The 19,659-nt window shown below is 68.3% G+C and carries 16 protein-coding genes and 1 pseudogene; 13 read left to right on the top strand and 4 right to left on the bottom strand.

Annotated features, from left to right (window positions below; all coding sequences use genetic code 11):
- The 3 genes and pseudogenes from ABT186_RS44225 to ABT186_RS44215 form a co-directional block, all read left to right on the top strand.
- A pseudogene (locus ABT186_RS44225) lies at window positions 1-345 on the top strand (IS982 family transposase); the annotation flags it as partial.
- A 69-nt stretch (window positions 346-414) separates the two neighbouring features.
- Window positions 415-1,164, top strand: coding sequence for a transposase family protein (locus tag ABT186_RS44220; protein WP_351930021.1), 750 nt, complete (start codon window positions 415-417; stop codon window positions 1,162-1,164).
- A gap of 212 nt (window positions 1,165-1,376) precedes the next feature.
- Window positions 1,377-2,219, top strand: coding sequence for a hypothetical protein (locus tag ABT186_RS44215; protein ID WP_351227291.1), 843 nt, complete (start codon window positions 1,377-1,379; stop codon window positions 2,217-2,219).
- A 1,042-nt stretch (window positions 2,220-3,261) separates the two neighbouring features.
- Here ABT186_RS44215 and ABT186_RS44210 read toward each other — a convergent pair.
- Window positions 3,262-5,235: a heavy metal translocating P-type ATPase gene (locus ABT186_RS44210; protein ID WP_351930019.1), complete on the bottom strand. Its 1,974-nt coding sequence runs from the start codon at window positions 5,233-5,235 to the stop codon at window positions 3,262-3,264.
- A gap of 109 nt (window positions 5,236-5,344) precedes the next feature.
- Here ABT186_RS44210 and ABT186_RS44205 point away from each other — a divergent pair, with 109 nt between their 5' ends.
- Complete coding sequence (locus tag ABT186_RS44205; RefSeq protein ID WP_351227287.1) at window positions 5,345-5,746, top strand: ArsR/SmtB family transcription factor; 402 nt, start codon at window positions 5,345-5,347, stop codon at window positions 5,744-5,746.
- Between the two features lie 87 nt (window positions 5,747-5,833).
- Window positions 5,834-6,061, top strand: coding sequence for a hypothetical protein (locus ABT186_RS44200; RefSeq protein ID WP_351227285.1), 228 nt, complete (start codon window positions 5,834-5,836; stop codon window positions 6,059-6,061).
- Window positions 6,062-6,160: 99 nt separating this feature from the next.
- Here ABT186_RS44200 and ABT186_RS44195 read toward each other — a convergent pair whose 3' ends face one another.
- Complete coding sequence (locus ABT186_RS44195) at window positions 6,161-6,550, bottom strand: hypothetical protein (RefSeq protein ID WP_351227283.1); 390 nt, start codon at window positions 6,548-6,550, stop codon at window positions 6,161-6,163.
- Between the two features lie 239 nt (window positions 6,551-6,789).
- Window positions 6,790-8,166: an FAD-binding oxidoreductase gene (locus ABT186_RS44190; RefSeq protein WP_351227281.1), complete on the bottom strand. Its 1,377-nt coding sequence runs from the start codon at window positions 8,164-8,166 to the stop codon at window positions 6,790-6,792.
- On the opposite strand from ABT186_RS44190, the gene ABT186_RS44185 reads away from it, so the two are divergent.
- Window positions 8,153-9,418 carry an NAD(P)-dependent alcohol dehydrogenase gene (locus ABT186_RS44185; protein WP_351227279.1) on the top strand — a complete coding sequence of 422 codons (1,266 nt, stop codon included), beginning with the start codon at window positions 8,153-8,155 and terminating at the stop codon, window positions 9,416-9,418. The two genes, ABT186_RS44190 and ABT186_RS44185, sit on opposite strands and share 14 nt — an antisense overlap.
- A 30-nt stretch (window positions 9,419-9,448) precedes the next feature.
- Here ABT186_RS44185 and ABT186_RS44180 read toward each other — a convergent pair whose 3' ends face one another.
- Window positions 9,449-10,417 (bottom strand): antibiotic biosynthesis monooxygenase, encoded by a 969-nt coding sequence (locus ABT186_RS44180; RefSeq protein WP_351930017.1) that lies wholly within the window; start codon window positions 10,415-10,417, stop codon window positions 9,449-9,451.
- Window positions 10,418-10,516: 99 nt separating this feature from the next.
- Between ABT186_RS44180 and ABT186_RS44175 the strand changes: the two genes are divergently transcribed.
- From ABT186_RS44175 to ABT186_RS44145, 7 genes are all read left to right on the top strand, one after another.
- Complete coding sequence (locus ABT186_RS44175; protein WP_351227275.1) at window positions 10,517-11,083, top strand: nucleoside deaminase; 567 nt, start codon at window positions 10,517-10,519, stop codon at window positions 11,081-11,083.
- A gap of 369 nt (window positions 11,084-11,452) precedes the next feature.
- Window positions 11,453-12,319 (top strand): DUF2797 domain-containing protein, encoded by an 867-nt coding sequence (locus ABT186_RS44170; protein WP_351227273.1) that lies wholly within the window; start codon window positions 11,453-11,455, stop codon window positions 12,317-12,319.
- A gap of 348 nt (window positions 12,320-12,667) precedes the next feature.
- Entirely contained in the window at window positions 12,668-13,018 is a 351-nt protein-coding gene (locus tag ABT186_RS44165) for an antibiotic biosynthesis monooxygenase family protein (protein ID WP_351227271.1), read from the top strand.
- A 251-nt stretch (window positions 13,019-13,269) separates the two neighbouring features.
- Entirely contained in the window at window positions 13,270-14,010 is a 741-nt protein-coding gene (locus tag ABT186_RS44160) for a response regulator transcription factor (RefSeq protein ID WP_351227269.1), read from the top strand.
- Window positions 14,007-15,665: a sensor histidine kinase gene (locus tag ABT186_RS44155; RefSeq protein ID WP_351930015.1), complete on the top strand. Its 1,659-nt coding sequence runs from the start codon at window positions 14,007-14,009 to the stop codon at window positions 15,663-15,665. Before ABT186_RS44160 ends, ABT186_RS44155 begins: the two co-directional genes overlap by 4 nt.
- Window positions 15,666-15,679: 14 nt before the next feature.
- On the top strand, window positions 15,680-17,212 hold the full coding sequence (locus ABT186_RS44150) for a bifunctional glycosyltransferase family 2/GtrA family protein (RefSeq protein WP_351930013.1): 1,533 nt from the start codon (window positions 15,680-15,682) through the stop codon (window positions 17,210-17,212).
- Entirely contained in the window at window positions 17,209-19,518 is a 2,310-nt protein-coding gene (locus tag ABT186_RS44145; protein WP_351930011.1) for a glycosyltransferase family 39 protein, read from the top strand. Before ABT186_RS44150 ends, ABT186_RS44145 begins: the two co-directional genes overlap by 4 nt.
- The last annotated feature ends 141 nt before the right edge of the window (window positions 19,519-19,659 follow it).

The raw sequence follows: 19,659 nt of genomic DNA, 5'->3' as shown, positions 1-19,659 counted from the left end.
ATCGTCGGCGACAAGGGCTACGTGTCCAAGCACCTCGACGCCTTCATGGCCGAGCATGGCCTGACCCTGCTGCGGCCGACCTACCGCAACCTCACTCCCCGGCCCGGCGAACACCTGCTCAAGCCCATCCGCCCGCTCATCGAGTCGGTCAATGACACCCTCAAGGGCCAACTCGACCTCGAACGCCACGGAGCGAGGACCCCGGCCGGGGTCCTCACCCGCGTCGGACAACGCATCCTGGCCATGACGGCCGCAATCTGGCACAACCGCAACACGGGCCGAGCCATCACCCGATCACTGAGGGTTTTCAGGGTGGCCCACGGACGGGTGACCGCGGGACCGTAGGCAACGGACAGGGCTCCCGTGCCGTTGAGAGAGGTGTCTAGGTCTCAACTCTCCAGCTCAGGAGCCCTGTTGGTCCCGTATCCTGCCGCACTCGACCTGCCGCACGCACTGGTGGAGTGGGTGACGATGCTGATCGTCACCCGTGAGGGTGACCGACGCTGCAAACTCCGGCCGTCCGAGCGTGCGGTGATCGCTCTCGCGTACCTGCGCCGACACGACTCCCTGGCTCAACTCGTCGCGGGTTTCCGTATCTCCGTCGGCACCGCCCACGCGTACGTCACCACCGTCGTCGAGCACCTGGCTGACAAGGCGCCGGGCCTGCTGAAGGTCCTGCGCGAGACAGACCCCGACTATGTTCTCGTGGACGGCACACTCGCCGAGTGCGACCGGGTCGGCGACGGGCGCGCGGACTACTCGACGAAGCACAAACGGCACGGCGTGAACGTGCAGGTCATCACGGATCCGGCCGGTCGTACCCTGTGGCTCTCACCCGCCCTGCCCGGCCGAACGCACGATCTGACCGCCGCCCGCACCCACAAGATCATCAGGATCTGCGAGCGCCAGGGCGTCCCCATCCTCGCCGACATGGCCTACATCGGCGCGGGCCAGTGGGTCACCACTCCCAAACGCCGGCCGCCCCAAGGCGAACTCACCCCGACCGAGCAGACGGCCAACCGGGCCTTGTCCGCAGCCCGCGCACCCGTCGAACGCGGAATCGCCCGCCTCAAATCCTGGCGAATCTTCCGCAGAGCCCGATGCAGCCCCAACCGCATGACGTCAATCGCCAAGGCCGTCCTCACCCTGGAGCGGCGCCGCTGAAAGAGCTCACTGACCGCCTACGACCACTGACCAAGCCTTCGGACTTACTCGTCTAGATCCCCTTAGCTTCCCAAGCTCAGGGCTTCTCCACACCCTCGGCTTGCTCCTGTCATGCCGCTTCACTGGTTCCAACGGTGAAGAGCTCAACGTCACCGCGCCGACGTTGTTGTAGGCATACGCTGCGGACTGGGGCCGCGGGAGAGGGAGAACAGATGGTCCGGAGAGGCCACGCGGGCAGCTATTTGTACTGGTCAGAACGCCGCATTGCCGAGATCGCATCTGACAACGGCATCAAGTTGGCCGGTCAACTGAACTGGACCCTCAAGGCGGCCCTTCAAGGCATCGGGGCCGAAGTCGGCAACAGAGACCGAGGCGACCTGACCCGTCGCGAAAAGGCACGCAAGATCGAGAAGGTCATCGGTGCCCAAGCGGCCTCCTTCCTCAACTCCCCACCTCCTGCTCGCTTCGCCAAGGGTGTCGGTCGGGTCCACATCGCCAGGTTCATCGGTGGACCGGAGCGGGACAAGGGGGCGATGTTCCACATCAGGACGACCAGTGGTGTAGGCCAGCAGGTCGACCTTGTGCTCTTCGGCAGCATGGACAACTTCCCCGGGCGAGCACTTCGCCCAGCAGATGCCCCCGCAGCAGGGTGGTTCTCATCCGCCTGGTATGCCATCGCGGAGCTGTTGGAGAGTCGAGGCACCAGGAACACGTCTCAGTGGGACGATCCCGAGCAGCTATCCGTGGAAGCGCTGAACATCGCACTGAACCAAGGCTCCATCGGCACAGAACAAGACCACGATGGTCGCCCCTGGACGCGTGGATACACGCTCGCCCACGCAGATGACAGTGAGTGGTTTGCTCAGGTCTACACCGACGTCGTGCTCACCGAGAGCCGTTGGAACCTTTTGGGAAACATGCTCGGAGCACAACGCATCATCGTCGGGACCCCAGTCTGGATCCGTACCGCCAGTCCAGCATCCGTGATCCGCTATGCACGGCTGCCGGGTCGACCAGCAGGCACACGGCGCCGGCGACTACCGTTCCTGCGATGACGACGCCACAGGGTCCCCGATCGTCCGTCTCACTTTCCGTCTCATTCACCTGCGTTCACTGGCGTTCAGACGAGTCCAGTGCTCCGCTCTCCATCAGCTGCCGACCGCCCGTGAACCCAGGTGAACGCCCCCGTACGCACCCCAACGCCCCACCACCACAGTTGGAAAGAGTGTTGGGCTTCGGCTGTCTCGGTTGGTCGAAGACACCGCCTACCGGGGAGCTAGGTTGGCTTCGTGGACGATGAGGAGATCAGTATCAGACTCTCGCCAGGGTGATCGGATGTTCAACCGGCTTGAGGTCAGGGTGTTGGCGCCAGGGTCCCGGTGGGCCGCCCAGTTGCGGTTGTGGATCGACGGCGAGGATGTGGTGAGGCAGTCGGTCGGCGAGGGAGGCCGTGGCCCGCTTGCGGAAGAGGCGCTGCCCGCCAACGGTCGTAGCCCGCTGTGGGCGACCGGAGAAGGGGGACGCGTGGTGTTGGGGGAGCCCGAGTGTACGGGCGGTTGTTGCGGCTACCTCTCGGTGTTCGTACAACGGCACAGGGGCATCGTGAAGTGGTCCGACTGGCAGGTGCCCGGGGACGAAGCGCTGCCCCCGACATTCACTTCGACGCCGGTCAGTACGACGCCGAAGTGGCCCGAGCTTCGGCAGATCGGTCTTGGCAGGTGTCCGCAGAGTGATGGGGTCGACCGGCTCTCACAGGCTGAGCCACATCAGCTGTGGCCGACCTTCAGCCCTACGGGACGGGCCGCAGCGTTGCGGTACAGCAGCGGAGTACAGCAACCACAGCAACCGACCATGACCGACAGCGACTCCGAGGGACCGTACAGCGGCCTCTATGACCCCCGTTGACCGATCTCTGTAGAGCTACGGATCAGAAGGTTGCAGGTTCGAATCCTGCCGAGTGCGCAGCATGTCAGAGGCCCTGTGGAGTGATCCACAGGGCCTCTGGCGGTGCCGCCACATCATCTGCACCTCTTGGCGGTCAATGACCACGGCGGCCACGGCGAGATCGGTCCACCCAGGGCGTTGAGCAAGCGGCGCTCACCGGTTCATCTCGGCGCGGGCACGGCGCCATGCTCCGTCAGCGAGCAGCCGCAGACCGTTGAGGCCGACGATGACGGTGGAGCCCTCGTGTCCGGCGACACCCAGCGGTAGCGGCAGGTCGCCGACCAGGTCCCAGATGACCAGGCCGGTAATGAATGCGGCGGCGATCACCAGGTTCTGCACCACCAGGCGGCGGGCGCGGCGGGAGAGCGCGATCACGGTCGGGATGGTGGCGAGCTCGTCGCGTACGACGACGGCGTCGGCGGTCTCCAGAGCGAGGTCCGATCCGGCGCGGCCCATGGCGATGCCGGTGTGGGCGGCGGCCAGTGCGGGGGCATCGTTGACACCGTCGCCGATCATGAGCACCTTCCGGCCGGCCCGCTCCAGCTGCTTGACGGCGGCGACCTTGTCCTGCGGCAGCAGACCAGCGCGCACGTCCGTGATGCCGACCTCGTCAGCCAGCCGAGCCGCAGCGCGCGGATTGTCACCGGTGACCAGCACCGGAGCGACGCCGGTAAGACGGCCCAGCGCGGCCGTGGTGGCGGCAGCCTCCTCGCGCAGCCGATCGGCAATGCCCAGCACACCCACCGGCGTGCCGTCAGCCGTGACGAGCACCGCAGTGCGTCCCTGCTCCTCCAGACCGGCGGCGACCGCGATGGCCGGGTTGCTGCTGCCGCTCAGGAGACGGGCGGGGCTGCCGACCGCGACCTTACGACCGGCCACCGTCGCAGTGACGCCCGTACCTGGAGCGGAGGTGAAGTCCTCCACCACAGGAATGTCCAGATCGCGGGTGCGGGCGGCCTCCACGATGGCGCGAGCCAGCGGATGCTCGCTGGGGTGCTCGGCCGCAGCCCCCAGACGTAGCAGCTCCTGCTCGACAAGGCCGGAACCGGTCAGCGGGCGGATGTCGGTGACGCGCGGGGCGCCCTCGGTCAGGGTCCCGGTCTTGTCCAGTGCCACCGCGTTCACCTGGCCGAGTCGTTCCATGACCACGGCCGACTTCACCAGCACTCCATGACGTCCGGCATTGGCGATCGCCGACAGCAGCGGCGGCATGGTGGCCAGCACCACCGCGCACGGCGAGGCGACAATCATGAACGTCATCGCGCGCAGCAGCGTGGATTGCAGATCAGCGCCGAACAGCAGCGGCAGCACGAACAGTGTCACCGTGGCCGCGACCATGCCCAGGGAGTAGCGCTGTTCGACCTTCTCGATGAACAGCTGGGTCGGTGCCTTGGTCTCGGAGGCTTCCTCGACCATGGCCACGATCCGGGCGATCACCGAGTCGGACGGGTCCCGCTCGACCTTCACCCGCAGGGCGCCGGTGCCATTCAGGGTGCCGGCGAACACCTCGTCCCCGGCCTCCTTGGCAACCGGCAGCGGCTCACCGGTGATGGTGGCCTGGTCGACCTCGCCGGCACCGTCCAGCACCCGCCCGTCGGCACCGACCCGCTCACCGGGTCGCACCAGGATCGTGTCACCGACGTGCAGTTCCTCGGTGGGCACGGTCTCCTCGCCGCCGTCGTCCATCAGACGTGTGGCGGTGGTGGGGGCCAGGTCGAGCAGACCGCGCACCGAGTCCGCCGTGCGGGCGGTGGCGATCGCCTCCAGTGCACCCGAGGTAGCGAAGATGACGATCAGCAGGGCCCCGTCGAGCACCTGTCCGATCGCCGCCGCCCCGAGTGCGGCAACGACCATGAGCAGATCCACGTCCAGGGTCTTGTCCTTCAGCGCCTGCAACCCGGCCCAGCCTGGCTCCCAGCCACCGGTGACGTAGACAGCCGCGAACAACGGCCCCCACGACCACGCAGGTGCCCCGGACAGATACAGCGGCAGCGCGACCAGGAACAACACCAGGGCAGTCGTCGCCCACCGGGCCTCGGGCAAGGCAAAGATCCGCGTACGCCGCTGAGGCGCCACTGCCTCGCGGACAGCACCGGACACAGCCGGGCGGGTGAGAGTGGAAGACATGGAGGCGGGGTCCTTCACAGGGGGAGCGTGACGATCCGACCCCGCCACCGTAACAGGAATGAGTGAAGAGGCGTTCATGCATTCATGTGAGGTGCCGTAGCATGGGCGCATGGGTCATGGAGCCGTACAGCCAGCCGGAAGCGTCCCCCGTGCACGGCTGGACGCCGCGAATGCCGCCAAGGTCGCCACCACCCTTCAGGCGCTGGCGACTCCGTCACGGCTGCTCATCCTCGCCCGGCTGCGCGAAGGCTCTCTGCCGGCGACCGAACTGGCGGCCGAAGTCGGCATGGAACAGTCAGCTTGCTCCCACCAACTGCGGTTGCTGCGTAACCTCGGCCTGGTTGTCGGCACCCGCCAGGGCCGCTCAGTGGTGTACTCGCTCTACGACAACCATGTCGCTGAACTTCTGGACCAGGCCATCTACCACGTGGAACACCTCCGCCTCGGTCTCAATGACACCTCTGACACCGTGAGCCCGGAGGCCGAGGCAACGGCTGCTGCAGGCGCCTGAGTACGGATCGGAAGGTTGCAGGTTCGAATCCTGTCGGCGCCCATGGTCTGGTGGAAGTCCAACGGCGGGACGTGGCATCACTTGATCATGACCTGGCAGGCAGCCACCAAGGCGTCTTCTGCCCAATGGGTCGGCGGCGATGCCGTTCTCGGGAACCTTTCCGGACTCACCACCCGCACGTTGGAGCTCACCGTCGACTACCCCTCGGGCGCAACGCGCGGCTTCTACGACGGCACCGTCCAAGTCGGGGGGAAGACTTGCGGATACCGACTCCTGGGATCCATTCCGGTCACCACGGCGTACCTGCCGCGGTAGACCACCTCGACTCTTCAAGGACGGAGAACACCTGCTCGGACAGCACTGCGAGCGCGGCCCGGACCTCCTGCTCGCTCGCTTCCGCGTAGACCTCCGCCGTCAAGGTGAACTCTGAATGTCGGGGAAGTCGCCGGAGATGGCTCTGTCCCAGGGGTCCTGACGGTGGCGGAACCCGCTCGGCGATGGCTTGACGACCGTCGTGCCGTCCTTGCCGTCCGTGCCGTCCTTGCCGTCCTTGCCGTCCTTCCCGGCAACCCCGATCCCGTCTCGCCCGTCCTGTCCGTCCTTGCCGTCCTTTCCGTCCCTGCCCTTCTCGCCGGGGGGGCCGGGCGGGCCGGGGGGGCCGGGTGGGCCGGAGGGGCCGGTCACGATGTGTTCTGCCTGAAGGTCGCCGATGTGCTGAGCCTGCAGATCGTCGATCTGCATTTGCTGGGAGATGAGCGCAGCGGACTGCATGACGAGCGCGGCGATCAGTGATCCGCGGAGCACGAGGTGGCGCCGCGGCCTTCCTTGTGTTTCGTCATTCACGCTTCTCACATGATCCCTCACGTTGTGTGACGGCGACAGTGTAAGTGACGAGGCGTCGAAGGTCGCGGATCTCCTCGCTGAGGGTCTGTTCAGCGGCGGCACCGGGCGCGGTGAGGCGTTGCCATGACCCAGAACGGTTGCCATGGCCCGGAACAGAGGCCCCGGACCGATCCGGGCCTCCGGCGTTTCAGGTGGGAACGCTACGTTGTGGCGTCACTCGGTGACAGGTAGGAGCAGAAGACGCCGTCGGGGTCGTACTGCGCTTTGAGGGCCTGCAGGCGCTGCCAGTCGTCGGGGGTGAAGGACCGACGGGCGCGGGTCGTTGCGGCGGTGAGGTCGGTCTCGGCGATGTAGTGACCCGTGCCCAGGAGTTCGACGGTATGGATGGCCTGACGCAACCAGCGGATATTGGCGGTGTCCTCGGCGGGATCGTCCCAGACGGCGTAGGGGACGACATAGCTCTCCCCGAGCACCGAGAAGGCCATGTCGCGGTCCGGACGGGCGGCCGGTGAGACCGGTGCGAGGACCAGCGATCTGCTCGACGGGGCGGCGTCGACGGCCTCGGCGAGCCGCCCGAGCAGTGTGGGGAAGCCGGCGTCCGACCACAGCGTGTCCGCCGCGTAGCGGTGCTCCGGAGGCCACAGGGGGGCGGAGGCGTCGTACAGGGTCTCGAAGGTCATCGGCTGGTCCAGTTGCCGGGAGAGGGCGCGCTCGGCGAGGGGGCAGGTCCGGAGCGGTTCGAGGAACTCGTCGGCTTCTTGTCGCGACGGGGCGAAGGCGGTCCCGTTGACGGTCACCACTTTGGGGCCCGGCGCCGGGCCGGGGTCGGCCGTGGCAAGGCAGAAGCTCAGCTCGACGTTCGGGGAGAGCCCGGATGCCAGCCCGGTGGCCCAGTGCGTCACCTCGGCGACGTCTGCGAGGGGGAAGGCCCATGTGGTGCTCGTGATCGCGCCGGGATGCGGATACAGCCGGAGGCGGAAGGCGGTGACTGCGGCGAAGAAGCCGGGACCCGCTCCCCGTGCCGCCCAGAACAGGTCGGGGTGCTCTCGCTCGCTGCAGGTGACCGCCTCGCCGTCCGCGGTGACGGCTTCGATCTCCAGGACGTCGGCGCATGCCGGCCCGCGGGCCCCGGAATTCCAGCCGAGCCCTCCGCTGAGCAGGTATCCGCCCACGGCGACGGACCCGCAGTGGCCCGTGGGAAAGGCAAGCCCGTGCCGGCCGAGCTCCGGGGTGAGCGCACGGCCCGTGACGCCGGGCTGCACCGTCGCCGTGGCGGAGACGGGGTCGACGGTGTACGCCTGAAGCCCGGACAGGTCGACCAGCATGCCTCCGTCGCGCAGGGGTGACCCGCACCAGCTGTGTCCCCCCGACCGCACGGCGACCTGGAACCCCTCGGACCGGGCCAGGCGGATGGCTTCCACGACATCACGGGCCGAGGCCGGGCGGACGATGACGTCCGGGAACCGTGCCGGTGTGAGCTCGCTCCACACCATGGTCCTGCGGATGTCCTCGTACTGGGGGTCGTCCCGCCGTACCAGCATTCCCCCGAGACCGGGAATCTGCGTGCGCCGGCTCATCACCTTGTGCTCCTTGCCTCGGCACCGCCTGCTTTTCTCGCGTCCTCAGGACGGAGAAGTTGCGGAGACTGCCGCTGTGGATGACGCTGTAGAGGCGTTTTTCGGTGATGAGGCACGACAGTTGGGCCTGTCCAGATTACCTCGCAGCCCGTGCCGAAACGACTCGTGGCCAGCAGAGATTGCCACTGACACCATGAAATCCTTCGTCATGAGGAAAATCGGCGAGGTCGCCGTTCTCGACAAACCCGTTCCGGAGCCCGGACCGAATGACGCCGTGGTGCGTACGACCACCGCCATGATCTGCACCTCCGACGTCCATACGGTGAGGGGAGCGATCCCGGTCGCCCCCGATGTCACCCTGGGACACGAGGCGGTGGGTGTGGTCCATGCGCTCGGCTCCGCCGTCGAAGGACTGTCCGAAGGCGAGCGGGTGGCGGTGGGCGGGGTCACGCCCTGCTTTCAGTGCGAATTCTGTCAGCGCGGACTTTCCTCGCAGTGCGAAGGCAGAATGCTGGGCGGAGCGAGGTTCACCGTCCGAACGGACGGAAGCATGGCTCAGTACTTCCTCGTCAACAACGCACAGGCGAATCTCGCTCCGATTCCCGAGACCTTGTCGGACCACCAGGCGTTGTATGCGACGGACATGCTGTCGACCGGATTCGTGGCCGCCGAACACGCGGAACTCGACTTCGGACAGACGGTCGCCGTCTTCGCCCAGGGAGCAGTGGGCCTTTCGGCCACCATCGGATGCCGGCTGCGCGGTGCCGGTCTGGTCATCGCGGTCGAGTCGCGGCCCGAACGGCAGGAACTGGCCCGTCACTTCGGTGCCGATGTGATCGTCGACCACACCAGGTGCGATCCCGTCGAGCGCATTCTCGAACTGACGGAGGGCCAGGGCGTCGATGCGGCCATCGAGGCGCTGGGGACGCCCGGGACCTGGGAGGCGACGTTCCGCGTCACCAAGCCGGGGGGCCGCATCTCCAATGTCGGTTACCACGGTGAGGTGCCCGAACCGCTGAAGATTCCGCTGGAGCCGTTCGGCTACGGGATGTCCGACAAACAGGTCTACGGCGGACTGAACCGAGGGGGCAGGGAGCGTCTGCGCCGCATCTTCCGGCTGATGGAGTACGGCAGGGTGGACCCCACGCCCATGACCACCCATGAGTTCGGCTTCGAGGAAGTCGAACGGGCATTTGGGATGATGGAGGCCAGGGCCGACAACATCATCAAGCCGCTGATTCACTTCAGTTGATTGATGATTCAGTTGATTTGATTGATGATGTCAAGTCGTCAGGCCGAAGATCGTGATGAGCACCGCGTAGCACAAGCCCACCACGGCTGCGCCCGCCACGTCGACACGGCGCGAACGTGGCCGGTCCGGCGACAGCCAGAAGGAGAAGGCGCGGTTGACGACCATCGGCATCAGAACCCAGGTCAGAATCCCGACGCTCAGCACGTTGCTGATGAAGAGGCCGAGGTATCCGGGGACGCCCGCATTTGTGAGGGCACGGCCCACAGTGAGGTTGAGCACCATGACGGTGGGATAGAGCGCGAGAAGCACGGACATGGCCTGCTTCCAGTTGGGCGGAACGCCCGCCTGCTCCCCCTTGCCGAAGCGGAACCATCCGCTGAAGGCCGATGCGATCTCGCGTACGTCGTAGGTGGCGAAGTAGTGGCGCCCCTCGTCCAGGAGTTTTCTGCGGGCCTCCGACTTCAGCCACTGGTCGAGGTGTTCGCGCGTGTCGAACCGGAAGACGACCACCCAGCGGTCCTGGATTCCCTCCACCGGAGCGAAGAGCTCGGACCCCATGAATCCCGGGTATTTCTCCTGAGTTTTCAGGGTCTTGTCCTGCCAGGCCACGAAGTCCCGCTCCCGGCCCGGCTTCACCTCGTGGGAGACGACCGCCGTCACGGCCTGCTGGGCCGGTTCCCCGCCGCTGAGAACCTCCTGCGAGGGCTCCTCCTCGAACAGTTCACGGCCCTCGTGGAGGAGTTCCCGGCGCGTTCCCGACCGGAGCCATGCGCTCAACTGGTCGAGGCCCGCGAAGCGGAAGACGACGACCCACTGGTTGTCCTCTTCGGATTCGGGCGGATACAGCTCCGTTCCCTCGAAGCCGTCGAAGTCCCGTACGGCCCGATTCACCTGTTCCTGCCAGCGTTTGTAGTCCTCCTCGTAGCCGGCGACGACCTTTTGGGAGGTCACGACGGTGGCTCCGGCTCCGCCCCGATCGCGGTTTGCGCTGGCGTCCATACGGAGTAGCCTAATCCTAAAGGAACTTAACGGACAAACGGGGCAAGGGTCGGAAGGGGCGACACCTGCATCGGCGTGGAACGGGGAACGGAGGGTGACATGGGTCACAAGGAGTTCATGGCGGAAGCGGTACGGCTGGCCACGGAGTCGGTGCAGAAGGGCTGGGGTGGTCCGTTCGGCGCCGTCCTCACCCAGGACGGTGAGATCGTCGCCCGTGGGCAGAACCGAGTACTCCTTACCGGCGACCCGACTGCGCATGCCGAAATGGAAACCATCCACAAGGCGATTCAGCGTCTCAACCCCGAGGCACCCACCATCTCGGAGGAGCACCAGAACGAGAGCACCCTCGAGTACGTGCCGCGTCCCGATGGGTCCCCCGATCCGGTTCCCGAGCGGGCCCGGATGCTTCAGGGGTGTTCGATCTACATCAGTGGTGCGCCGTGCCCGATGTGCATGAGCGCCATCTACTGGTCGCGCATCGACGACGTCTACTTCAGCTGCGACCTGGAGGCCACTCGGGAGATCGGCTTCGACGACGTCTATCAGTACGAGGACTTCCAGAGGCCGTTGGAACAGCGGCGGATCCACATCGAACAGATCCTCCCGGAGATGGGTGCGGAGGCCTACGCGGCCTGGACGGGGAAGCAGGACCGGCACGCCTACTGATCGGGCCGGGACCCCTGCTGATCGGACCGGGATGCCTACTGATCGGACCGGTGTGGCTGCTGAACGGAAGGCCCGGAGGGTGGCATCGCCCCCCCCGGGCCTCCGCAGTTCCTCCGGTGACTGAGTCATCACGGCGGCGGTCCTTGGGGTCGGGGCGGCGGGTGACGAAGGAGTGGCGATCCGCCGATCAGTGGGGGTGGCGGGTGCGGGACCTCTCCGCGCGTGAGGGGCATCCCAGGGGTGGTGCGGTGGTGGCCCGTGACGGGGCCGTTCCCGAGCCGCGGGTGGGGAGCGCTGAGCCCGTCGGCTGACGCCCCGGGCTCGTGGCTCATCCCGCGTTGTCGGTGGTCGCCCCTACTCTCGAGAGCAATGACTCAGGTGTGGAGATGTACGGGGCTGCGGTGGGGCGACGGCGGGCCCGTGCTGGGGTGGGAAGGCGGGCGGCGCAGTGCTCTGGAGCGGGGGAAGCGGGTGGCCTTCGCGGTCGTGGCGGGGGGTGTGCGGACCTGTGTGGGGGCTCGTGGACATGGGTGTCCGGTGCGGGCCGAGGTGTCGGGGCGGAGTACCGGCGCGCGGTGCGACGAGTGTGCGCGCCTCGACCGGGCGCATTCCGTCGCCGCCGATACCGTCGCCGACGACCCGCGGCCGTATCGGGTCTACCTCGCCTGGTTCGGGCCCGGCATGGTCAAGGTCGGGATCACCGCGGTCGAGCGCGGCTCGGCACGGCTGCTGGAACAGGGTGCCGTCTCCTTCAGCTGGCTGGGGCACGGGCCGCTGATGGCGGCGCGGCGCGCGGAGGAGCTGCTGCGGGCCGCGCTGCGGGTGCCGGACCGGATTCCGTACGCCGACAAGCGGGCGGTGCGCTCGGCGTTGCCGTCGGCCGGGGAGCGGGTCGCCGAGCTGGCGGAGCTGCATGCGCGGGCGGTGGCGCTCGACGGCTGGCCGGAGTCGCTGGAGCGGGCGCCGTTCGGGGCCGTCGACCACAGCGGGGTGTTCGGGCTCGACGGTCTGCCGCGCGCGGACGGTGTGGTGAGCGAGCTGGTCGCCGGCGGGGTGGTGAGCGGGGACGTGCTGGCCGCCGTCGGGCCCGATCTTCATCTGGCCACCGGGAGCGGGGTTCTCGTACTGGATACGCGGTTGATGACGGGGTGGGAGCTGACAGCCGCGGGGCGGGACGAAGTGACGGTACTTGTAAGGGAGTTGGGGGAGCCGACGGTGCAGGACGGGCTGTTCTGAGCCGCAGGGACCCGAGGACCCAGAAGAGCCGAGGACCCCGGAGGACCCGAGGACCCAGAAGAGCCGAGGACCCCGGAGGACCCGAGGACCCAGAAGAGCCGAGGACCCCGGAGGTACCGAGGACCCAGAAGTGCCGAGGACCCCGGAGGTACCGAGGACCCAGAAGTGCCGAGGACCCCGGAGGTACCGAGGATCCGGAAGAGCCGAGGACCCCGGAGGTACCGAGGATCCCGGAGGACTCGAGTCCCGGCCCCGCCGTGGGGTGCGACGGTCAAGAGATGGATCCCTTTCGGATCCCGTTCGGCAAGGATGTGGACAGGGTGTGCGGCCGCGGCCGATCGTAATGACATGAGCGATCACCGCATTGCACCTGTCGCCGCCCATGAACCCCCGTACTACGCCGTCGTCTTCACCTCCGTACGGACCGAGGGCGACAACGGATACGGAGAGACCTCCGATCGGCTGGAGGAGCTGGTCAAGGAGATCCCCGGCTACCTCGGGATGGACCACGCCCGGACGCCGGGCGGGCTGTCGATCACCGTCGGGTACTTCCGGGACCTGGCCGCCATCGAGGAGTGGCGGAGCAATCTGGAGCATCGCGCGGCCCAGAAGCACGGGCGCGCGCACTGGTACGAGACGTACACGCTGCACGTCGCCAAGGTCGAGCGCAGCCACACCTTCGAGCGGGCGCACGGCTGAGGGAAGGCAGGGCCGGGACCAGGGCCCGGCCGCCCGTGAGGCCCCGTCACTCCCAGCCCGTGCACAGCCCGTTCATGAGAACGGCTGCTCATCTGTGTCTCATCTCCGCCCCGCAGCGAGGTCACCAACCCCGGAAAGCAGGCGATTCCACGATCTTCCCAGGAGTTCCCTGAGAGGCGCCTGTGTGTTTCTCAGGGAAATCACAGATAGGTGAAAGGGTGCTCTCAGAGGACCCCGACAAGGTGTCGACCATGACCACGACCTCGCCCCAGGGGCGCACCGAACTGCTCAGGCCGGACGGGAGCCCCGTCCGAGTGCTGGTGGTGGACGACGAGCTGTCGATCACCGAGCTTCTGTCCATGGCCCTCCGCTACGAGGGCTGGCAGATCCGCAGCGCGGGTGACGGGCAGGGCGCGATTCAGACCGCGCGCGAGTTCCGGCCCGACGCCGTCGTCCTGGACATGATGCTTCCGGACATGGACGGTCTGACCATTCTGGGGAGGCTTCGGCGCGAGCTGCCGGACGTGCCCGTCCTGTTCCTCACCGCCAAGGACGCCGTCGAGGACCGTATCGCCGGTCTGACCGCCGGCGGGGACGACTACGTCACCAAGCCGTTCAGCCTCGAGGAAGTCGTGGCCCGGCTGCGTGGGCTGATCCGGCGGTCCGGTGCCGCCGACCGTCGCTCCGACTCCGTGCTCGTCGTCGGTGACCTCACGCTCGACGAGGACAGCCACGAAGTGTCGCGGGCCGGTGAGAGCATCCACCTCACTGCCACCGAGTTCGAACTGCTCCGCTTCCTGATGCGCAACCCGCGCCGCGTGCTCAGCAAGGCGCAGATCCTCGACCGCGTGTGGTCGTACGACTTCGGCGGCCAGGCCAACGTCGTCGAGCTCTACATCTCGTATCTGCGGCGGAAGATCGACGCCGGTCGTGAGCCGATGATCCACACTCGGCGGGGCGCCGGTTACCTGATCAAGCCCGCGGCGTCATGAGCAGGCGACGACGGCCGCGTGTGCAGAAGCGAGGACGAAAGCCGCGCACGCTGCGGACACGGCTCGTCGTCTCCGCGGTCACTCTGATCGCCGTGGTCTGTGCCGTGATCGGTACGGTGACGACCATCGCGTTGGGGCAGCACCTGTACAGGCAGCTGGACGGGCAGGTCGCCGATACCGCGAAGCGGGCCTCGGGTCCGCCGCGGAACCCGGGCGGCGTGGGCCAGGACAATCTGGCTCCCTCCAATCCGAACCGTGACGCGTCGGCGAACTCCTCCGGCACCGGCTCGGCGAGGGACCGGCTGACCGACTTCGCCACCATGGGCCCGACTCAGCCCGACACCGTCGCTGCCCAGGTCGACTCCAACGGTGCGATCAGCAAGGCGGTCATCACCAAGGAGGTCTCCTCCACCAGCGGCGGCTTCGAGAAGATGAACGCCGTCGAACTGTCACAGGCGCAGACGGCCGCGCTCGCCACCGTCCCACGTGACGAAAAGCTGCACACCGTCACGCTCCCGGGGCTCGGCGAGTACCGCGTCGCGTACGTCCACGGTATGCGGGGCAACTTCTATGTCGCCCTTCCCACCCGGTCCGTCACCGACAACATCGACACCCTCATCATCGTCGAGGTCAGCGTCACCGCCGCCGGTCTCGGCGCCGCCGGTATCGCCGGTTCCGTGCTCGTCGGTCTTGCCCTGCGGCCCCTGCGCAAGGTCGCCGCGACGGCCACCCGGGTCTCCGAACTCCCGCTCCACACCGGTGAAGTGACCCTCAACGAGCGCGTCGCCGAGTCCGAGACCGATCCGCACACCGAGGTGGGACAGGTCGGTGCCGCCCTCAACCGCATGCTCGACCATGTCCACGGCGCCCTGCACTCACGGCAGCAGAGCGAGATGCGCGTACGGCAGTTCGTCGCGGACGCCAGTCATGAGCTGCGGACACCGCTCGCCTCCATCCGCGGGTACGCCGAGCTGACCAGGCGGGGACGGGAGGAACAGGGCCCCGACACCCGGCACGCGCTGAAGCGCATCGAGTCCGAGGCCGGGCGCATGACCCTGCTCGTCGAGGACCTGCTGCTGCTCGCGCGCCTCGACGCCGGGCGGCCGCTCCAGTTCGAGCAGACCGACCTCGTACCGCTCGTCGTGGACACCCTCAGCGACGCGCGCGTGGCCGGACCCGATCACCTCTGGCGGCTGGAACTGCCCGACGATCCGGCGCTCGTGTCGGCCGACGCCGCACGGCTCCAGCAGGTGCTCGTCAATCTGCTCGCCAACGCGCGGACGCACACCCCGCCCGGTACGACGGTCACGGCACGCGTGCAGAGGCGCGGTCCCTGGCTGTGCGTGGACGTCCAGGACAACGGTCAGGGCATTCCGCCGGACCTGCTTCCGCATGTCTTCGAGCGGTTCGCGCGCGGTGACTCGGCGCGCTCCAGGTCCACCGGCTCGACCGGACTCGGGCTCGCCATCGTGCAGGCCGTCGCGACGGCGCACGGCGGCGCGGTGACCGTCGACAGCGTTCCCGGACGGACGGTGTTCACCGTGCATCTGCCGGCGCTCACCCCGTATGTGCCCACGCCCGGCCCCGAAACGAACTGGCAACGGCACTCACAGGTACAGCACAGCGCCACCACATGGGTGCAACAGGGCACCTGACCAGAGTCGTTCCCATGCGAACCGACTCTTCTCCCGGCACCCTGCCGGCGCGGGAGCACCTCCCGGCCGGCGACGCCGGTACGCCTGTCCTGGACGTAGTGATCCCCGTCTACAACGAGGAGAAGGACCTCCAGCCATGTGTGCTCAGACTGCACGAGCACCTCAAGCGCACGTTCCCGTACGCGTTCCGCATCACGATCGCGGACAACGCGTCCACGGACACCACCCCCCTGGTGTCGGTGCGGCTGGAGGCGGAGATCCCGGAGGTCAGGTCCTTCCGGCTGGAGCAGAAGGGCCGCGGCCGGGCGCTGCGGACCGTATGGTCCGCCTCGGACGCCCCGGTCCTCGCCTACATGGACGTGGACCTGTCCACCGACCTCAACGCGCTGCTGCCGCTGGTGGCGCCGCTGATCTCCGGCCACTCCGACCTGGCGATCGGTTCCCGGCTCGCGCGTACCTCCCGTGTCGTACGCGGCCCCAAGCGCGAGTTCATCAGCCGTGCGTACAACCTCATCCTGCGCGGCTCGCTGCAGGCCCGCTTCTCGGACGCGCAGTGCGGATTCAAGGCGATCCGTCGTGAGGTGGCGCAGGTGCTGCTGCCGCTGGTCGAGGACACCGGCTGGTTCTTCGACACCGAGATGCTGGTCCTCGCCGAGCGCGCGGGCCTGCGGATCCACGAGGTGCCGGTCGACTGGGTCGACGACCCCAACTCCACGGTGCACATCGTGAAGACGGCCACCGACGACCTCAAGGGTGTGCTGCGCATCGGCAAGGCGCTGGCCACCGGTTCGCTGCCGCTCGACCGGCTCGCCCGGCCGTTCGGTGACGATCCGCGCGACCGCGAGCTGCCGAACGTCCCCAAGGGCCTGGCCCGCCAGCTCGTCGGTTTCTGTGTGGTCGGCGGTCTGTCCACCCTCTTCTACCTGCTGCTCTACAGCGTCTTCCGGCAGTTCTCGGGCTCCCAGATCGCCAACGCGCTCGCGCTGCTGGTCTCGGCGATAGCCAACACGGCGGCCAACCGCCGGCTCACCTTCGGGGTGCGCGGCCGCGGCGGCGCCGTCCGGCACCAGGCGCAGGGCCTGGTCGTCTTCGGTATCGGCCTCGCCCTCACCAGCGGCTCCCTCGCCGCCCTGAACGCGGCGACGAGCAATCCCTCGCACTCCACGGAACTGGCGGTGCTGATCGCCGCCAACCTGGCGGCGACGGTGCTGCGGTTCCTGCTCTTCAGGGCCTGGGTGTTCCCGGACCGGAGCGACAGCTCCCGGACGGACCCCGATCCCCTCGGCGCCCACCACCGGTTCTCGCCGACCTGCTCCACGGCGGTGCCCCAGTACGACCAGCAGTACCAGCCCCGTCAGCCATACCAGCAGGACCAGTCGTACCAGCAGCGCCAGCCGCTGCCCCAGCGCCGCACGGCGCCCCAGTCCCCGTACGACACGGACCCGTTCCGCGCCGGTGAAGCCGCGGACAGCACCATCTGGAGGGACGCGACCATGCCACTGCAGCCGGTGCGCCCGCAGGACACCGACCCGAGGAACCCGCGATGACCACTCACTACGACCGGACGACTTACGAGGGGGGCGCGGGGCCCTCCCACTGGGGGCCGCCGTCGGCCCAGTCGACAGCCGTGCAGGAGCCGGCGGCCGTGCCGCCGGCTCCGGCCCCCGAGGCCGGTGAGCCGAAGCAGCCGTTTGTGCACAGACTCTGGCGCGGCCGGCCCGAGGACCCCCGCTGGGTTCGTCCCGCGTTCCTCGGTCTGCTGCTCGCGACCGGGCTGCTGTACCTGTACAACCTGAGCGCCTCCGGGTACGCCAACTCCTTCTACTCGGCGGCCGTCCAGGCCGGCAGCAAGTCCTGGAAGGCGTTCTTCTTCGGCTCGCTGGACGCGGGCAACGCGATCACGGTCGACAAGCCCCCGGCCTCGCTGTGGCCGATGGCCCTGTCGGTGCGGATCTTCGGCCTCAACTCATGGGCGATCCTCGTCCCCGAGGTCATCATGGGCGTCCTCACGGTCGCCGTGGTGTACGCGGCCGTCCGGCGCCGGTTCAGCCCTGCGGCCGGACTGATCTCGGGCGCCGTGCTCGCGCTCACCCCTGTAGCGGCGCTGATGTTCCGGTTCAACAACCCGGACGCGCTGCTCGCGCTGCTGATGGCACTGACGGTCTACTTCGTCGTCCGGGGCCTGGAGGACGGCCGCACCAAGTGGCTGGTGTGGGCGGGCGTCGCGGTCGGCTTCGCCTTCCTGACGAAAACGCTGCAGGCCTTCCTGATCCTGCCCGCGCTGGCGATCGTGTACGGCGTCTGTGCGCCGGTGACGCTGAAGAAGCGGCTCGGCCAGCTGGCCCTGTCGACCCTCGCGCTGGTCGTCGCGGGCGGCTGGTGGGTCGCGATCGTCGAGCTGTGGCCCGCGTCCTCCCGCCCGTACATCGGCGGCTCGCAGAACAACTCCTTCCTGGAACTCACCTTCGGCTACAACGGCCTCGGCCGCATCAACGGCGACGAGACGGGAAGCGTCGGTGGCGGCGGGGGCGGTGGCGGCACCGGCATGTGGGGCGAGACCGGCTGGAACCGGATGTTCAACTCCGAGATCGGCAGCCAGATCTCGTGGCTGCTCCCGGCCGCGCTGATCCTGTTCGTCGCGGGCCTGGTGCTCACCCGCAAGGGAAAGCGGACGGACCTGGTCCGCAGCTCGTTCCTCGCCTGGGGCGGATCGCTGCTGATGACCGTGGTCGTCTTCAGCTACATGGCCGGCATCTTCCACCAGTACTACACGGTGGCCCTGGCCCCCTACATCGCCGCCCTGGTCGGCATGGGCGTCACTGTCCTGTGGGAGGAGCGGTCGAAGACGTGGGTGTCGCTCACGCTCGCGGGCACCGTCACGACGACCGCGGCCTGGGGGTATGTGCTCCTCAACCGCACGCCGGACTATCTGCCCTGGCTGAAGTGGCTCGTCCTCATCGGCGGTCTGGTCAGCGCCCTCGGCCTGATCTTCGCGGCCCGGCTCGGGCGGCAGGCGGCCCTCGCGGCGGTGGGCCTGGGCATCGTGGCCTCGCTCGCCGGCCCGACCGCGTACACCGTGACCACGGTGAACCAGGGCCACACCGGCTCGATCGTCACGGCCGGTCCGGCGGGCGCGAGCATGATGGGCGGTCGCGGCGGCCCCGGCGGTGGCGGTATGCGCGGTGGCTTCGGCGGCGGTATGCCGGGCCAGAACCAGCAGAACGGCAACGGCAATGCCCAGGGCCAGAACGGCCAGAACGGCGGGCAGGGCTTCCCGGGCGGCGGCACCGGCGGCATGGGCGGCTTCCCCGGCGGCGGAATGCCCGGCCAGAACGGCCAGAACGGCCAGAGCCAGAACGGAACCGGCCAGGGCCAGAACCAGCAGCAGGGCAACGGCACCGGCCAGAACCAGCAGGGCGGCCCCGGCGGTCGCATGGGCACCGGCGGCATGGGCGGTGGCGGCGGCATCGGCGGCCTGCTCAACGGCGCCAACGTCAGCTCCGCGGCCAAGAAGCTGCTGGAGACGGACGCGGGGAAGTACACCTGGGTCGCGGCGTCCATCGGTTCCCAGAACGCGGCGAGCTACCAGCTCGCCACCGGTGACCCCGTGATGGCGATCGGCGGCTTCAACGGCAGCGACCCGTCCCCGACGCCGGCCCAGTTCCAGAAGTACGTGGCGGAGGGCAGGATCCACTACTTCATCTCCGGTGGCGGCTTCGGTGGCGGTGGCAACAGCCGCGGCGGTTCCAATGTCTCCTCGCAGATCAGCTCGTGGGTCCAGAAGAACTTCAAGAAGGTGACGGTCGGTTCGGCCACCTTCTACGACCTCACGCAGAAGACCGGCAGCAGCTGACGGCCGGCGGCGGCTGACGGTTACGCCTCCGAGTCGGGGGGGGGGGGGGCGGCGGGGCCGCCCCCCCCGACCGCAGCCGGGAGGGCGCCACCAAGGGGCAGGTGAGGGGCCCACCCCCCACCAACGGCAGCGGGGGCAGGG

The sequence above is a fragment of the Streptomyces sp. NPDC001634 genome (genome assembly GCF_040298185.1).
Taxonomy (GTDB): Bacteria; Actinomycetota; Actinomycetes; order Streptomycetales; family Streptomycetaceae; genus Streptomyces.
This window is presented reverse-complemented; position numbering and strand designations above follow the sequence as displayed.

Bases quoted from the DNA above. Each gene is read 5' to 3' on its own strand.
- ABT186_RS44210 (WP_351930019.1), bottom strand. From the start codon at position 5,235: ATGTCTTCCACTCTCACCCGCCCGGCTGTGTCCGGTGCTGTCCGCGAG.
- ABT186_RS44155 (WP_351930015.1), top strand. From the start codon at position 14,007: ATGAGCAGGCGACGACGGCCGCGTGTGCAGAAGCGAGGACGAAAGCCG.
- ABT186_RS44150 (WP_351930013.1), top strand. From the start codon at position 15,680: ATGCGAACCGACTCTTCTCCCGGCACCCTGCCGGCGCGGGAGCACCTC.
- ABT186_RS44170 (WP_351227273.1), top strand. From the start codon at position 11,453: ATGACTCAGGTGTGGAGATGTACGGGGCTGCGGTGGGGCGACGGCGGG.
- ABT186_RS44145 (WP_351930011.1), top strand. From the start codon at position 17,209: ATGACCACTCACTACGACCGGACGACTTACGAGGGGGGCGCGGGGCCC.
- ABT186_RS44205 (WP_351227287.1), top strand. From the start codon at position 5,345: ATGGGTCATGGAGCCGTACAGCCAGCCGGAAGCGTCCCCCGTGCACGG.
- ABT186_RS44180 (WP_351930017.1), bottom strand. From the start codon at position 10,417: ATGGACGCCAGCGCAAACCGCGATCGGGGCGGAGCCGGAGCCACCGTC.
- ABT186_RS44190 (WP_351227281.1), bottom strand. From the start codon at position 8,166: ATGAGCCGGCGCACGCAGATTCCCGGTCTCGGGGGAATGCTGGTACGG.
- ABT186_RS44160 (WP_351227269.1), top strand. From the start codon at position 13,270: ATGACCACGACCTCGCCCCAGGGGCGCACCGAACTGCTCAGGCCGGAC.
- ABT186_RS44200 (WP_351227285.1), top strand. From the start codon at position 5,834: ATGACCTGGCAGGCAGCCACCAAGGCGTCTTCTGCCCAATGGGTCGGC.
- ABT186_RS44215 (WP_351227291.1), top strand. From the start codon at position 1,377: ATGGTCCGGAGAGGCCACGCGGGCAGCTATTTGTACTGGTCAGAACGC.
- ABT186_RS44175 (WP_351227275.1), top strand. From the start codon at position 10,517: ATGGGTCACAAGGAGTTCATGGCGGAAGCGGTACGGCTGGCCACGGAG.
- ABT186_RS44165 (WP_351227271.1), top strand. From the start codon at position 12,668: ATGAGCGATCACCGCATTGCACCTGTCGCCGCCCATGAACCCCCGTAC.